This is a genomic window from Roseibium sp. MMSF_3247 (assembly GCF_030733765.1).
Classification (GTDB): Bacteria; Pseudomonadota; Alphaproteobacteria; order Rhizobiales; family Stappiaceae; genus Roseibium.
On record NZ_JASHII010000006.1, the window covers coordinates 287,613 to 302,719 of the forward strand.

The window sequence follows — 15,107 nt, forward strand, 5'->3', positions numbered from 1 at the left end:
GATCCGCATAAGGGATTAGATCCTCTGGGTTGAGGCATCAATACTCCGGCGATAAGGTCATACCCCGCCTTTCAGAAGCGCGCCGATAATTTAAGGAAACGCCTGCAAAATGTCCGCCGACAAGACTTCCTCCAAAACATCAGTCAGTTTCACAGATCAGGAAGCCCTGCAGTTTCACCAGCAAGGCCGTCCCGGCAAACTCGAAATCACCCCGACCAAGCCGATGGCGACCCAACGCGATCTGTCGCTCGCCTATTCGCCGGGCGTGGCCGTTCCGGTGCGGGCGATCGCGGAGGATCCGAGTAAGGCATACGATTACACCACCAAAGGCAATCTAGTTGCGGTGATCTCGAACGGCTCCGCCATTCTGGGCCTTGGAAATCTTGGCGCGCTGGCGTCCAAGCCGGTGATGGAGGGCAAATCGGTTCTGTTCAAACGGTTCGCCGATGTTGACTCGATCGATCTGGAGCTGGACACGCAGGATGTCGATGAGTTCATCAACTCCGTGCGCTACATGGGCCCCTCTTTCGGCGGTATCAATCTGGAAGACATCAAGGCTCCAGACTGCTTCATCATCGAGCAACGCCTGCGCGAATTGATGGACATTCCCGTCTTCCATGACGACCAGCACGGCACGGCGATCATCGCCGCCGCCGGCCTGATCAACGCGCTTCACCTCACCGGCCGGGACATGAAGGACACGAAAGTGGTCTGTAACGGTGCGGGCGCGGCCGGCATAGCTTGTATCGAGCTGATCAAGGCGATGGGCATCCCGAACGAGAACGTGACGCTCTGCGATACAAAGGGTGTGATCTACAAGGGCCGCGAAGAGGGCATGAACCAATGGAAGTCAGCTCATGCGGTCGATACCAAGGCCCGTTCGCTGTATGACGCCCTCAAAGGTGCGGATGTTTTCTTCGGCGTATCCGTTAAAGGCGCGCTGACGCCGGACATGCTGCGTGTAATGGCGCCGAACCCGATCATCTTTGCCATGGCAAATCCGGATCCGGAAATCACACCCGAGGAAGCGGCAGAAGTTCGCGATGATGCGATTGTTGCGACGGGCCGGTCCGATTATCCAAACCAGGTGAACAACGTCCTTGGCTTTCCGTACATCTTCCGGGGTGCGCTGGATGTTCAGGCGATCACAATCAATGACGACATGAAGGTCGCTTGCGCTAATGCGCTTGCCGAGCTTGCGCGCGAGGAAGTGCCGGATGAAGTCGCAGCCGCCTATCGCGGCAACCGGCCGAAGTTCGGGCCGGAATACATCATTCCAGTTCCGTTCGATCCGCGCCTTATTCACGCAATTCCGCCAGCTGTCGCCCAGGCGGCAATGGACTCAGGCGTTGCTCGGCGGCCGATCGTCGATATGGAAGCCTACAAGCATCAGCTTTCGGCGCGCCGTGACCCGGTTGCCGGCACCCTGCAGCGGATTTTCTCCAAGGTGCGCCAGCAACCAAAACGGGTCGTGTTTGCCGAAGGTGAGGAGGAGCCGACCATCCGGGCGGCCACAAGTTTCGTCAGTCAGGGGCTTGGAGAAGCCATCCTGATTGGCCGGGAAGACGAAATCCAGTCCATGGCTGAGCGCGCCGGGATCGATATCAACCGTCCAGGCATCAGCATTCAAAATGCGCGGCTGTCTGATCGAAACGCTGATTATGCGCAATACCTTTATGGCCGAATGCAGCGGCGCGGATACTTGCTGCGCGACTGCCAGCGCATGGTCAACAACGACAGGAATTATTGGGGCGCGATCATGGTGGCACGCGGCGACGCCGACGCCATGGTGACTGGTCTGACGCGGAACTACTCCGTGGCGCTCGACACGGTCCGGGCGACCATTGATCCTAAGCCGGGCCACCGCGTCATCGGGGTGTCTTTGGCGCTTGCCCGAGGGCGGACCGTTCTGGTGGCCGATACGGCTGTGATCGACATGCCGAATTCCGAAGAACTGGCGGATATCGCCGAAGAAGCAGCGCACGTCGCCCGCAAGCTCGGCTACGAGCCGCGCGTTGCCATGCTTGCCTATTCCACGTTTGGGCACCCGCGTGGTGAACGGTCCGAAAAGGTGATTGAGGCGGTCAAGATCCTCGACCGGCGCCGGGTCGACTTTGAGTATGATGGCGAAATGGCTGCCGACGTTGCGCTCGATATGGACCGTATGGCCGCTTACCCGTTCTGCCGCTTGTCCGGACCGGCGAATGTTCTCGTGATGCCGGCTTTCCACTCGGCCTCCATCTCGACAAAGATGCTGCAAGAGCTTGGGGGTGCAACGGTGATCGGCCCGCTTCTGGTCGGGTTTGACAAGTCGATCCAGATTGTTCCGCTTGGCGCCAAGGACAGCGACATTGTCAATATGGCCGCCATCGCCGCATTCAATGTGACGTAGCACGGGTCTTTCCCCGAGCAACAAAAAACCCGCATCGGTGAGGCCGATGCGGGTTTTGGTCTTTTATATCTAAAAAGCTTAGTTCGGCTTTTGCTCGCCAGCCTGCTGATCTGCGGCCTGGTTTGCCATGTTCTGGCGGTAAAGCTGTGCAAAATCGATCGGGTCGAGCATCAGCGGCGGGAAACCACCGTTGCGGGTTGCTTCAGACAGAATGTTGCGCGCGAATGGGAACAACATGCGCGGGCATTCGATCATAACGAACGGGTGCATGTGATCGGCCGGAACGCCAGAGATCTTGAACAGGCCTGCATAGACCAGTTCAACGTTGAACATCACCATGTCCGGACGCTCGGCCTTGGCGTTCAGGGTAAGGATCACCTCGAACTGGTCGTCGCCGACCTGTTGGGCGCCAACATTGACATTGATGTCGAGCTTCGGCTGCTCACCCTGGATCAGGGAGCGCGGTGCATTCGGGTTTTCGAAAGAGAGATCCTTGATGTACTGGCCAAGGATGTTCATGCCCGGTGCAGCATCGGCGCCTTCCGCCTGCGGGGCTGCGCCGCCGTCGTTGGTGTCGGTCATCGTTGTATAATTCCGTTGCGCGGTGCTGTTTCAAGGTAAAGGGCGTTGCCGCCCCAACTGGCTGCAGGTCCGCGTCTGCCTACAACCACCATTCCCCGGCTGGCTACCATTTAGAGGGGCCAGACACAAGGCCCGGGTGGGGAATGGCGGCTTGTCAGGCCCGGAAAACCGTATCAAAAGGGACAGATGGCTGATGATCCAACTTCCACCGTCCTCCTGCAGCACAGGCATCTGAAACTCGATACACTCGTTCGCCTTCGCTGGCTGGCGATCGGCGGTCAAACCATCGCGCTGCTCGCAGTGCATGTGGGACTTGGGTATCCCTTGCCGGCAGTACCTGCCTTTGCGCTCGTCGCCATGTCGGCTTGGCTCAATATCTTTCTGAAAATCAGAGCGCCTGCGGTGACGCGTCTGTCAGAGCGCGGCGGTGTGATCCAGCTCGGCTATGACATCCTGCAGATGAGCGGACTGCTTTTCTTAACTGGAGGGCTGGGCAATCCCTTTGCGTTCCTATTGATGGCGCCGGTCATGGTGTCGGCTGCCGGTTTGTCGGCGCGTCACACTGTCCTTTTGGGCGCGTTGGCAACGCTGTGTGCGAGCATTCTTGCAGTCTACCATTTCCCATTGCCCTGGCCGGTTGGCAATGAGTTCCGTTTGCCGGTGGTCTATTCCGTCGGCATCTGGGTCGCGCTCGTTTTGACGCTTGTGTTCATGGCGATCTATGCCTTTCGCGTTGCCGAGGAAGCCCGTCAGATGGCGGATGCTTTGGCGGCAACAGAACTTGTCTTGGCGCGCGAGCAGCATTTGAATGCACTGGACGGGTTGGCGACAGCCGCAGCCCACGAGCTCGGCACGCCTTTGGCAACGATCTATCTTGTCGCCAAGGAACTCTCCGATGAATTCGATACCGGTGACCCCCGCGGCGAAGATGTGGCTTTGATCCGATCACAGGCAGAACGCTGCCGTACGATCCTCAAGCAGCTGACGAGCCTATCAAGCGAAGAGGACAAGACTTATCAGAGCATGCCGGTGTCGCAGCTGATTGAAGACGTGATCGATCCGTATCGTGGTACCGGTGTGCCGATCCACCCGGTTCTGGAGGGAGAAGGCCCGGAACCGATCGGTACGCGAAACGCTGCGATCCGCTATGGCCTTGGTAACCTGGTTGAGAATGCGATCGACTTTGCCAAATCCAGCGTTACCGTTTCGGCCGCATGGGACGACAAGACACTGAGCCTGACCATCGAAGACGATGGACCGGGCTTTGCCCAAGAGATCCTCAGCAAAATCGGTGATCCGTATGTCTCAATTCGCGGCGGAAAATCACGGGGAAAGGGCACGGCGGGTGGCCTGGGGCTCGGGATATTTATTGCCAAAACACTTCTGGAGCGCACGGGGGCCCGGGTTCAGCTCGGCAATCTCGGACCAGGGTCCAGAGGTGCCATGATCCGCGTCAGTTGGCCGCGAGAGGTCTTTGAACGGCATCAAGGAGTGGACGAAACGACCGATTAGCCCCATAACCAGAGAAAATGCAGTTCCGCCTTGGCAATAATTGCCCAAGTTTCATCCAGACGGGCGGTAACCGCGTAAAGCAATAAACGGTTGTGCGGTATGACAGATCCGATTGTTTCGATTGAAAGCCTTGAGGATAAGAGCCTCCTCATCGTTGATGACGACAAGCCCTTCCAGCAAAGACTGGCCCGGGCCATGGAAAAACGTGGCTTCAGCACGGAGACGGCTGACGGATTGCAGGATGCCGTCATCAAAATCAGCCAAAATGCTCCGGCGTTTGCAATTGTCGACATGCGCCTGGAAGACGGTAACGGTCTGGATGTCATCCAGCAAATCCGGGCCCGGCGCCCTGATGCCCGCGCTATCATTCTAACCGGGTATGGAAACATCGCGACTGCGGTGACCGCGGTGAAGATGGGCGCAATCGACTATCTGGCAAAACCTGCGGATCCCGACGACATCATCGCAGCTTTGGCACGGAAACCGGAAGACAAGGCAGAGCCGCCGGAAAATCCGATGTCCGCAGACCGCGTCCGTTGGGAGCATATCCAGCGCGTCTATGAACTGTGTGATCGCAACGTTTCTGAAACAGCTCGGCGGCTCAATATGCACCGGCGCACGTTGCAGCGTATTTTGGCAAAGCGCGCTCCACGCTAGGGTCTGGCCAATCAATAGGTTTGTTAGAAACACGGGAGGCTTGCCCTTTCGGTGCCACTTTGCCTAAGTAATCGCAACTCATTATCCCATCGCGCTCTCATGGAGATCGCCAATGCGGCGCTCGGCTGCCAGGACTGATATGTCAATTTTGTTCCGTACTGGTCTCATGGCCTTTATTGGTCTTGGTGCGCTCTGCACGATCAACGGCGTACACGCACAATCCGCGCCGGAGACCTTGCGTATCAATGTGGAGCCGGCTGAGCCGGGGATCCGGTCCGTTACCCTCAACAAGCGCTACCGGCCGATTATCAATAGAGACGACAAGGGCGTCGTGATTGACACGATCGGCAGCAGCAACACGTTGCCTCCGTGCGATATCAAACTTGAAATCACGCTCGAAAACAGCCGGGTTCTGCACAGAGATGCCAATATCTGTAGCGGAAACACTTTGCTTGTCGATGTGACGAGCAACGAAAAACCGGGTGCCGTCGCACGTGTTGTCGGCGCGGGATCCGGTGTGGCAGCCGGGCCGAGCACCAGTTCGCCTGAGCAGCAAATTACAGCGACGTCTGAAACACCTCAGTCGAACCAGAACACTGGATCCCCGGATCCGGTTGATCTGTCGGCGGTGGATACGGGTCCGTCCGGGTCCCTGGAACCGTTGGCTGGTGGTCTGGAGCCACTGGAACAAGTTGAAACGCCAATCTCGGTGCCGGACGGGCAGACAGATACCGCGGCTTTGCCGGGCGGCTTGGAAAATCTGGTGCAAGACCGGCTGAACCAGACCGGTAATTCGGGGCAAGCCAATACCCAGGCCGTGCTTGTGACCCCATCCGAAACACGGGAGTGGATCGCCGAGCCGGGCAGCCAACCCGGAGCACTTTCTGTTCTTCAGCACTCAGCGCCGCAAACCGATGACCGGGACTTCCGGGCGCAATGCAGCACGCAGTCCGGCTTTGCTGCGGTGACATTTCAGCAAGCCCCGGCCGGATTGATTGAAGGCATGCCGCAGACGGTCTCGTTGGTCGCCGGTGATTTTTCCGCAAGCTACAGCGCGTTCGGGTCCTCCAACGCCAATGAAGCCGGTGTGTCGCTCCCGCAAGTGACTCTGGAGATGACTGATCCCTTGTGGCAGGCGTTGATCCAGCAATCGGAACTGTCGATCACCGTTGAAGGATTGCCACCTTACACAGTGTCCTTGAGGGGAAGCGCAAACCCTGTCCGCCTGTTTGTCGCAACATGCGCGGTTCCGCAGCAGATCGTGTCCGATAATGGGCTTGCACCGGGTCAGGATCCGAGCTCGGACCTCGCATGTACGGAGCTTGGCCGTGTCCGCTCCGTGGAAGCTGAAAGGCCGGGCGAAATCATCTTCCGCAATTCAAGCGCAGAAGTGATTGAAGTGAACTGGGTCGACTATCGTGGCGGTGAGCGTCCCTACGCCCGCCTCGAACCGGGTCAAATCCTGGAGCAGCAAACCTATGTATCCCATGCATGGACCGTGCGCGGTGCCAACGGCCAGTGTCGGGGCATTTATGTGAGCCGGACACCCTACCGCGAGGTGGTTGTTCAAGGAGCTCCTAGCTCCGTGCCTGGCGGCTTCGGAAACACGTTCGGTGGTCAGCCAGGGCAATTGCCGGGTGGTCCGGTGCCCCCGGGAAGCGTTGGCGGTTTGAATTCTCCGCAGGCCTATCCGCAGCAGGCGGCGCGCGGCAATGTGGCGGACTATCTCTGCACGGCGGGCATTGATCTCAATGTCGTTTTCTCGCCGGATGGTCAGACGGCAACGGTTGCCGAAATGGGGTATGGCGCTGTGACACTTCAACGTCAGGGCGGAGCAAATACATTCTATTTCGAGGCTCAGGGGCATGTGCTGAAAGGTCAGCTTCAGAATGCCAGTTGGTCACGACCAGGATTGCGGGATGTTTTTTGCGCCAGACGGTGATTACTAACAGGGTGTGGTAAAAACATAAGCAATCAATGGTAGATGTTGAGCAGTAGCTGCATGTCAGGTACGTCAATCTACCAATGAATGCCCTATTTATTTGCAAAAACGCGTAACTTTTAAGCCTTTGGTCAGCAGTTCGGTGTTTCTTTCCCTCAGGAGTTAAATGAGGGAATCACCGGAAATGTCATTCGCCCGCTGGCCAATCACCTGGAAGATCAGTCTACCGATCGCCACCATTCTTCTTTTCACAATTGCGATCTGTGTCATCAGCTTGAACAGCCTTTATTCGGCTATGTTTGATCAGAAGCTCGCGAAGATTGAAGACATTTCCAACAGCGCAGCAACGATCGCTGCCTACTACCAGGAGCAGGAAGCGTCCGGCGCGATGAGCAAGGAAGATGCTCAGGCCGCCGCGAAGGCTGCTATCGGCGCCATGCGGTTTGAAGGCGACAACTACGTCTTCGTTTATGACTATGCAGGCAACAACCTCGTTCATCCAAAAACGTCGTTGATCGGCACAAATATGATGGGCTTCACCGACAAGACGGGTGTGAAGATCGTCGCTGAACTGATCAAGTCCGCGAAAGCTGGCGGTGGGTCTTTGCTCTACTTCTGGCCGCGCGCAAACAGCGAAGTCGCGATTGCCAAGTATGGTTGGGGTGCTGGATTTGAGCCATGGGGCTGGATGCTCGGCACTGGTGTTTACATGGATGATCTGGACGCAGCCTATTGGAGCGCTGCGACCGTGATTATCGCGTTGGCTGTGGTTGGTGCGCTCATCGCAATGGGCATTGCCATCTTTGCCGTGCGTGCAACAGTCGTTCCGCTCACCAAGCTCACCGGAAACATGAACCGTCTCGCAGATGGTGAAGTTGACGTTGTTATTGAAGGCGCGGACCGCGGTGACGAAATCGGCCAGATGGCCTCGGCAATGGAAGTCTTCGTTAAAAACGAAGCGGCCCGGCGTGACCTGGAAACTCAGCAGGATGTCATCCAGGAAGAGGCCGCTCGCAAGGGTGCTGAAATTCAGCAGCTCAGCGCGGAATTTGATCGTCAGATCACCGACATGATGAACATCATCGATTCCTCCGTTCAAAGACTGCAGTCAGCTTCTGCGGACATGACCGGCGTTGCCGCCCAAACCACTGAACAGAGTGGGTTTGTGTCGAATGCATCTTCTCAAGCTGCACACAACGTGGAAACCGTGGCTGCAGCGGCTGAAGAGTTGTCCGCATCGGTCAACGAGATCCGCCGTCAGGTGCAGTCGTCCAGTGAGATTGCGGCCAAGGCAGCCAATGAGGCTGCAGCGACCAACCAGCGCATGAACGGTTTGTCGGAAGCAGCGGGCCGCATCGGTGAAGTCGTCACCCTTATCCAAGCCATTGCCGAACAGACCAACTTGCTTGCGTTGAACGCAACGATCGAGGCAGCGCGCGCCGGTGAAGCGGGCAAAGGCTTCGCCGTTGTTGCAGCCGAGGTGAAGGAGCTTGCAACACAAACTTCCAAGGCGACCGAAGAAATCTCAAGCCAGATCACTGCGATCCAGGATGAGACTGGCCATGCGGCAACCGCCATCTCTTCTGTCACTGAGATCATCAACAACATGAACGAGATCGCCTCGTCCATTGCCTCGTCTGTCGAAGAGCAAGGCGCTGCAACTCAGGAAATTGCAACCAATGCGACGGAAGCCTCCCGCAGCACTGTAGAAGTGACGACCAGCATTGAATCGGTCGCCTCTGCCGCGGAGAATACCCGTGACACTGCAGGCAACGTCGAGTCTTCTGCGCAGCAGTTGGAACAAAACGCCAGTATGTTGCGGGATCAGGTTGCCACGTTCTTGAGCGAAGTCCGCAAGCGCTCCGTCGCTTAAATCCAAGTGAACTGCAAATCAAAAAAATCCCGCGCAGCACTTGCTTCGCGGGTTTTCCTTTATGCGTCTGTTATTTGAGTAACGCGCTCATCAGATTTTGCGCAGGGCGACTTTGGAGATCCGATGGCTGGCATTCTTGGTCAGGATCAAGTCTGCGCGTGGCCGGGTTGGTAGGATGTTTTCCCGAAGGTTTACCAGGTTGATGTTCGACCAGATCGTGTTTGCAGTCTCCACGGCTTCTTTGTCTGTGATGCGCGAAAACTTATGGAAATAGGATCCCGGATCGCGGAAGGCCGTTTCCCTCAGGCGCATGAAGCGATCGACGTACCATTGCCGCAACAGTTCTTCGTCCGCGTCCATATAGACGGAGAAATCAAAGAAATCCGAGACGAACGGAACCGCCCGCCCGTCCCGTGGCAGTTCGCGCGTCTGCAAGACGTTCAGCCCCTCGACGATCAAAATGTCCGGTTTGTCGACGGTCACTGTGTGACCGGGCATCACATCGTAGTAGAAGTGCGAATAAACAGGTGCGCGAACATGCCGCTTTCCGGCCTTTATGTCGGACAGGAATTTCAGAAGACGGGGCCGGTCAAAGCTTTCCGGAAACCCTTTTTTGGACATCAGGCCTTCGGATTCCAAAATGGCATTCGGGAAGAGAAATCCGTCCGTTGTGATCAAATCGACTTTCGGACTGGCTGGCCAGCGCGCCAGAAGCTCCCGAAGGACACGGCTCGTGGTCGATTTTCCGACCGATACGGAGCCTGCGACGCCGATGATAAACGGGGTTTTGCCATCCCGCGTGCCGAGAAAGTCCTGGGTTGCCTGGTGCAGACCAACGGTCGATTCAGCGTAAAAGGCCAAAAGGCGCGAAAGCGGCAGATAAATCGCTTCCACTTGCTCCATGGAGACCGGCGCGTTCAGGCCCTGCAGTTGAGCGACTTCCTTCGCGGTCAGGGTCATCGGCGTATCGGCCCGCAGCCGAGACCACTGGCGTTCGGTAAACACCCTGTAGGGTGACAAATCCATGTCGAGCGCTGTCGCGACTTTCTGATCCATGGTGCCTTCGTCCCTGCTGCAGTGGCCAGCCGGCATCAGCCTATCAGGATTTATTCCTGTTGGCGGGATGCTTTTTCTTCAAGACCGGTTTGTCCTGTGCGCCCGGCAAGCTCTGCCATGACATCATCCAGCGGAACATTTAAGACATTCAGAACCACCAGCAGATGATAGAGAAGATCTGCAGCTTCCGACGTCAGTTCCTTCCGGTCTTCCTGGACGGCCGCAATCGCCGCCTCCACTGCTTCTTCCCCCAGTTTTTGAGCGCATTTGGCAACGCCCTTACCGATCAGCTTGCGCGTATAGGACATCTCATCCGAGCTCTGCGCGCGCGCCGCAATAATGGCGTCGAGGTCTTCCAGTGTGAACTTCGTCATTGGTCTATGTCCTTGCGGCAGCTCAAACGCGGCAATCAGCCGTCCATCCGCATAGCTATTCCGGCATCTGTCATGTGCTGTTTGGCTTCGTGGATCGTGTATTCGCCGAAATGGAAAATGGATGCAGCAAGCACTGCGGTCGCGTGACCGTCCCGGATGCCTTCCACCATGTGATCCAGAGTACCGACACCGCCGGAAGCAATCACCGGCACAGGGACAGCGTCGGCGATTGCTCGCGTCAGTGCCAAGTTGTAGCCGGACTTGGTACCGTCGCGGTCCATTGAGGTCACCAGCAGTTCACCTGCACCGAGCGCAACCACCTTCTTGGCAAACTCGATGGCATCGATCCCGGTCGGGGTGCGGCCTCCATGGGTGAAGATCTCGAATTTGTCCGGCTCGCCCGGTGCATTGACCTGCTTTGCGTCAATCGAAACAACAATGCATTGCGCGCCAAATTTCTCGGCGGCTTCCTTCACGAATTCCGGATTTTTCACCGCAGCTGTGTTGATCGACACCTTGTCCGCTCCGGCAATCAGAAGCTTGCGAATGTCTTCCACGGTGCGCACCCCGCCGCCGACCGTCACTGGCATGAAACAGGCTTCAGCGGTCCGGCGAACCACATCATAGATCGTGTCCCGGCCTTCATGGCTGGCGGTGATGTCCAGAAAGCAGAGTTCGTCTGCTCCGGCTGCATCATAGGCCTTGGCCGCTTCCACCGGGTCTCCGGCATCGACCAGATCCACGAAATTGACGCCCTTGACGACACGGCCGTCTTTCACGTCCAGGCAGGGAATGACACGGGATTTGAGGGTCATGGTTTTTAGCTCCGGCTGGCGCGGATCAGATCCATCGCTTCCTTGGGATCGAGGCGTCCGTCATAGAGTGCACGGCCGGAGATCGCCCCTTCCAGAATGGCGCAATCCGGCTCCAAAAGACGGTGAATGTCGTCGATTGACGCAAGGCCGCCAGAGGCGATCACCGGAATGGAGACGGCTTTTGCAAGCTCCAGGGTCGACGGTATGTTGAGGCCTTTCAAGATGCCGTCCCGGTCGATGTCCGTGTAGATGATCGCCGAAACACCGGCATCTTCGAACTGCTTGGCGAGATCCACGGCTGTGAGTTCAGATGTTTCCGCCCAGCCCTCGACCGCGACATAGCCGCCCTTGGCATCAATGCCGACGGCCACTTTGCCCGGAAACTTTTTGCAGGCTTCCTTCACCAGGTCCGGGTGGCGCACGGCGACCGTGCCAAGAATGACCCGCGAGATACCCTTCTCCAGCCAAGCTTCGATGTGGTCCAGGGTCCGGATCCCGCCGCCCAGCTGAACCGGGTTTTTCGTTGACCCCAGAATGGCATCGACCGCAGCACCATTGACGCTTTCACCGGCAAAGGCGCCGTTCAGATCGACAACGTGCAGCCACTCGAACCCTTGGACCTCGAAGGCCTTGGCCTGAGCGCCGGGGTCATCATTGAACACGGTCGCCTGATCCATGTCGCCGAGCTTGAGGCGCACGCACTGGCCGTCTTTCAGGTCGATGGCGGGAAAAAGGATCATCTTGTCTTACATTCCTTCCACGATGACGATCTCGCCATCGGCTACTTTCTGGCGGATTTTGACCGCTTCCTGATATTCCGGCGAGTTATAGCAATCGACCGCGTGTTGGAAGCTCGGAAATTCAATAATGACGTTCCGGGCGCGGCCCTGGCCTTCGATGGCGTCGGTTTTGCCGCCGCGGGCGAGGAAATTCGCACCGAAGCGTTCAAACGCAGGCTTTGCCGTCTCTACATAAGCCGGATAGCCATCCGGATCCCGCACGTCCACCCGTGCAACCCAATATCCCTTGGCCATTGTTCTCTCCCCGTCTTGTTTAAGGTGTCCAGTCCAGAAAATTGGCGATCAGCTCAAGGCCGAGGCGCTGGCTTTTTTCCGGGTGGAACTGTGTTCCGATCATGTTGTCTCTGGCGACCATTGCCGTGAACGTCCCGGCATAATCGAAAGTTGCCAGCCGGTCCGCGTCGTTGGCGCAGGAAAAATGATATGAGTGCACGAAATAGGCGTGCAGTCCGTTTGATCCCGTCTCGATTCCCTTAAAGACGGGATGGCTTTCCGGTTTCACATTAATGGTGTTCCAGCCCATGTGCGGGATTTTGAGGGTCTGATCGGCCGGTTTCATCTCGGTGACGTCGCCCGAGATCCAGTCGAAACCGTCTATTGTCTCAAACTCCAGGCCGCGGCTTGCCATCAACTGCATGCCGACGCAGATCCCAAAAAACGGCTTGCCCTTTTTGTGAACGGCCTCTTCAAGGGCGTCCGGCATCCCGTTGACCGCCCAAAGGCCGCGTTTACAGTCGGCGAACGCTCCGACACCGGGCAGCACAATCCGATCTGCCTTGCGCACCCTGTCAGGATCGGCGGTGACGATCACATCGGGAACATGGGCATGAGCGCGGGCCGCGCGCTCAAACGCCTTTTCGGCCGAGCGCAAATTGCCCGAACCATAATCGATGATCGCAATTGTCATTGACGGGTCTCCGGACCAAGCGTCAGACCGACAACCAGCTCGCTTCCGATCCTTGGAATGATCGGATTGGTGGCGGGCCGCGTGGTCTGCTGGTCTCTTGTAATTGGGGTCTGTTCTTTGTTCATGCGATTGGCGAAGAACCGGATTTCAGCTTCTTCCCGGCCATTGCCTTCGGCAACACCGACCATTTGCCATCCCTTGCGCTCCAAGGACCAGCAGCGTAGCGCCTGGGCCTCAAACCCGAAGAGAATGGCAATCGCAAAGGCTGCGATGCCCATTGCGGCTCCGCCCAACGACAGCGCAGCGATCTCGATCACCAGGGTGACAGCCAGATAGCCCAGCAACACCAGCCACATCCGATGAAAGAGAATCCACGGAATGGAAAACAGGAAGGCAAGCGGCGAAAACTTGTCCGGCACGAATTGCATCCGGCCGGTGATTTCCGGGTCGCCATTCAGCGATTCAAATTCGGGCGGTGCCATCACGACGTAACTGGTCATGTGCCGATCCGTTCTTCGAAGTTGCTAGATCAGCGGGCGTCAAATCAAAATCGATTTTACGCCCAAAGCTGATCGCTTTTAAGTGGTCGAGCGTCTTTGGGCGTTTCAATCAAAACGCCCAATGCTCTAGCCTCAACCGCCGAGCTGACCTTTTGTGGTCGGCACGCGGTCGGCCTGACGCGGGTCGATCTCAATTGCCTTGCGCAGCGTCCGGGCCACGGCCTTGAAGCAGGTTTCGGCGATATGGTGACAGTTTGATCCGTAGAGATTGGCGATATGAAGCGTTAGACCGCCGTTCATGGCAAATGCGCGGAAGAATTCTTCGAACAGCTCCGTGTCGAAGTCGCCGACCTTGTCGCGGTCAAAGGTTACGTCCCAGACAAGGAAAGGGCGTCCGGACACATCCAGCGCGCAGCGTGTCAGGGCCTCGTCCATGGCTAGATGCGTATCCGCATACCGCGTAATTCCGGCCATGTCTCCGATTGCCTTGGATAGAGCCTGACCGAGGGCAATGCCGGTGTCTTCGACCGTGTGGTGAAAATCGATATGCGTGTCGCCGTCCGCCCGGACCTTGATGTCGATCAGCGAATGGCGCGCCAGTTGTTCCAGCATATGGTCAAAGAACCCGACACCGGTCTGGACGTCATAGGCGCCCGTTCCGTCCAGATTGATCTCGACCGAAATTTTGGTTTCCTTGGTGTCGCGCGATACGCTCGCTGTGCGCATGAAGGGCAATCTCCTTTTAAGCCGTCAAAGCTGACCGGCGGCGCAGTTGTAGCAGCCTGAACCACTTAAGAAAATAGCTGAAAACACGACCATTTGCTTCATTTGTCAGCCGCCGGAAAGTGGATCCGTGTCGCCTGTTTGTGACATCGTTTGTGAGCCGAGCTCACAGAGGGGCCGCGATATTCGGTAGTGCGGCGATATCCTTGGTGTTAGGAACGGGCAAATTCGCCTCGAGGAGTTCCCAATGCCGACAAGCCGCTTTGCCCCGAAAACAGCGCTCGAGCGCTTGATGCTGCCGCTGGATGTTCCGACCGTCGCTGAGGCGGAGACGCTGGTCAAACAGACGGAAGGCGTGGTTGGCGTCTACAAGATCGGCATGGAACTGCAGTTTGCCGGCGGTCTTGAGTTTGCCCGTGAGCTTGCCGAGAGCGGCCATAAAATCTTTCTGGACGTGAAACTCCACGACATCGACAACACGATCACAAAGGCGGTGCGCAATGTCGCCAAGATGGGCATGACTTTCATGACGGTGCATGCCTATCCGAAAACCATGCGCGCTGCGCTGAAGGGTCTGGCGGAAGAAGGCAATCCGGATCTGTGTATTCTTGGGGTGACGGTTCTGACCTCCATGGATGAAACCGATCTGGTTGCCGCCGGATACACCGGCCCGATTGCGAGCGTTGTCGAGGCGCGGGCAAAGGATGCCAAGCTTGCCGGAATGGGCGGGATTGTGTGCGCGCCGACAGAATCGGCAGACATGCGCAAGGCTCTCGGCGATGAGCTGGTCATTGTCACCCCGGGGATCCGGCCAGCGGGCAGCGCTGCGGGAGATCAACGCCGTGTGATGACACCAGCGGACGCGATCAAGGCCGGCAGCGATTATCTCGTCATTGGCCGCCCAATTTCAAAGGCAGATGACCCGAGAGCCGCCGCCGAAGCCGTCGTTGAGGAAATTTCTTCGGCGCTTTGAG

At 57.4% G+C, this 15,107-nt stretch carries 15 protein-coding genes; 6 read left to right on the forward strand and 9 right to left on the reverse strand.

Annotation, left to right across the window (positions count from 1 at the left end; genetic code table 11):
* Positions 1-109 precede the first annotated feature (109 nt).
* On the forward strand, positions 110-2,392 hold the full coding sequence (locus tag RBB44_RS20170) for an NADP-dependent malic enzyme (protein WP_133952713.1): 2,283 nt from the start codon (positions 110-112) through the stop codon (positions 2,390-2,392).
* Positions 2,393-2,470: 78 nt separating this feature from the next.
* Here the strand turns inward: RBB44_RS20170 and secB are convergent, their stop codons facing one another.
* A complete protein-coding gene (secB, locus tag RBB44_RS20175; protein WP_133952712.1) occupies positions 2,471-2,974 on the reverse strand; it encodes a protein-export chaperone SecB in 504 nt (167 codons plus the stop codon).
* Positions 2,975-3,160: 186 nt separating this feature from the next.
* On the opposite strand from secB, the gene RBB44_RS20180 reads away from it, so the two are divergent.
* The 4 genes from RBB44_RS20180 to RBB44_RS20195 all read left to right on the forward strand — a co-directional run bounded on the left by RBB44_RS20180 (position 3,161) and on the right by RBB44_RS20195 (position 8,958).
* Positions 3,161-4,486: an ActS/PrrB/RegB family redox-sensitive histidine kinase gene (locus tag RBB44_RS20180; protein ID WP_306149151.1), complete on the forward strand. Its 1,326-nt coding sequence runs from the start codon at positions 3,161-3,163 to the stop codon at positions 4,484-4,486.
* A 99-nt stretch (positions 4,487-4,585) separates the two neighbouring features.
* Positions 4,586-5,143, forward strand: a complete 558-nt coding sequence (locus tag RBB44_RS20185) for an ActR/PrrA/RegA family redox response regulator transcription factor (RefSeq protein ID WP_055673113.1) — start codon at positions 4,586-4,588, stop codon at positions 5,141-5,143.
* Between the two features lie 139 nt (positions 5,144-5,282).
* Positions 5,283-7,085, forward strand: a complete 1,803-nt coding sequence (locus RBB44_RS20190) for a hypothetical protein (protein WP_306149150.1) — start codon at positions 5,283-5,285, stop codon at positions 7,083-7,085.
* A gap of 166 nt (positions 7,086-7,251) precedes the next feature.
* Positions 7,252-8,958 (forward strand): methyl-accepting chemotaxis protein, encoded by a 1,707-nt coding sequence (locus tag RBB44_RS20195; RefSeq protein WP_306149149.1) that lies wholly within the window; start codon positions 7,252-7,254, stop codon positions 8,956-8,958.
* Positions 8,959-9,048: 90 nt separating this feature from the next.
* On the opposite strand, the gene coaA is transcribed toward RBB44_RS20195, so the two are convergent.
* The 8 genes from coaA to hisB all read right to left on the reverse strand — a co-directional run bounded on the left by coaA (position 9,049) and on the right by hisB (position 14,136).
* Entirely contained in the window at positions 9,049-10,014 is a 966-nt protein-coding gene (coaA, locus tag RBB44_RS20200) for a type I pantothenate kinase (RefSeq protein ID WP_133952708.1), read from the reverse strand.
* Between the two features lie 50 nt (positions 10,015-10,064).
* Positions 10,065-10,388 (reverse strand): phosphoribosyl-ATP diphosphatase, encoded by a 324-nt coding sequence (locus tag RBB44_RS20205; protein ID WP_306149148.1) that lies wholly within the window; start codon positions 10,386-10,388, stop codon positions 10,065-10,067.
* 35 nt (positions 10,389-10,423) lie between these two features.
* Entirely contained in the window at positions 10,424-11,203 is a 780-nt protein-coding gene (gene hisF, locus RBB44_RS20210; protein WP_306149147.1) for an imidazole glycerol phosphate synthase subunit HisF, read from the reverse strand.
* 5 nt (positions 11,204-11,208) lie between these two features.
* Positions 11,209-11,943, reverse strand: a complete 735-nt coding sequence (gene hisA, locus RBB44_RS20215) for a 1-(5-phosphoribosyl)-5-[(5-phosphoribosylamino)methylideneamino]imidazole-4-carboxamide isomerase (protein WP_306149146.1) — start codon at positions 11,941-11,943, stop codon at positions 11,209-11,211.
* A gap of 6 nt (positions 11,944-11,949) precedes the next feature.
* Positions 11,950-12,237 (reverse strand): DUF1330 domain-containing protein, encoded by a 288-nt coding sequence (locus RBB44_RS20220; protein WP_008193989.1) that lies wholly within the window; start codon positions 12,235-12,237, stop codon positions 11,950-11,952.
* Between the two features lie 19 nt (positions 12,238-12,256).
* On the reverse strand, positions 12,257-12,910 hold the full coding sequence (gene hisH, locus RBB44_RS20225; protein WP_306149145.1) for an imidazole glycerol phosphate synthase subunit HisH: 654 nt from the start codon (positions 12,908-12,910) through the stop codon (positions 12,257-12,259).
* Positions 12,907-13,410 carry a DUF2628 domain-containing protein gene (locus RBB44_RS20230; protein ID WP_306149144.1) on the reverse strand — a complete coding sequence of 168 codons (504 nt, stop codon included), beginning with the start codon at positions 13,408-13,410 and terminating at the stop codon, positions 12,907-12,909. The genes hisH and RBB44_RS20230 overlap by 4 nt, the downstream gene beginning before the upstream one ends.
* Before the next feature lie 132 nt (positions 13,411-13,542).
* Positions 13,543-14,136, reverse strand: a complete 594-nt coding sequence (gene hisB, locus RBB44_RS20235) for an imidazoleglycerol-phosphate dehydratase HisB (protein ID WP_209176505.1) — start codon at positions 14,134-14,136, stop codon at positions 13,543-13,545.
* A gap of 244 nt (positions 14,137-14,380) precedes the next feature.
* On the opposite strand from hisB, the gene pyrF reads away from it, so the two are divergent.
* Positions 14,381-15,106, forward strand: a complete 726-nt coding sequence (gene pyrF, locus RBB44_RS20240; RefSeq protein WP_306149143.1) for an orotidine-5'-phosphate decarboxylase — start codon at positions 14,381-14,383, stop codon at positions 15,104-15,106.
* The last annotated feature ends 1 nt before the right edge of the window (position 15,107 follow it).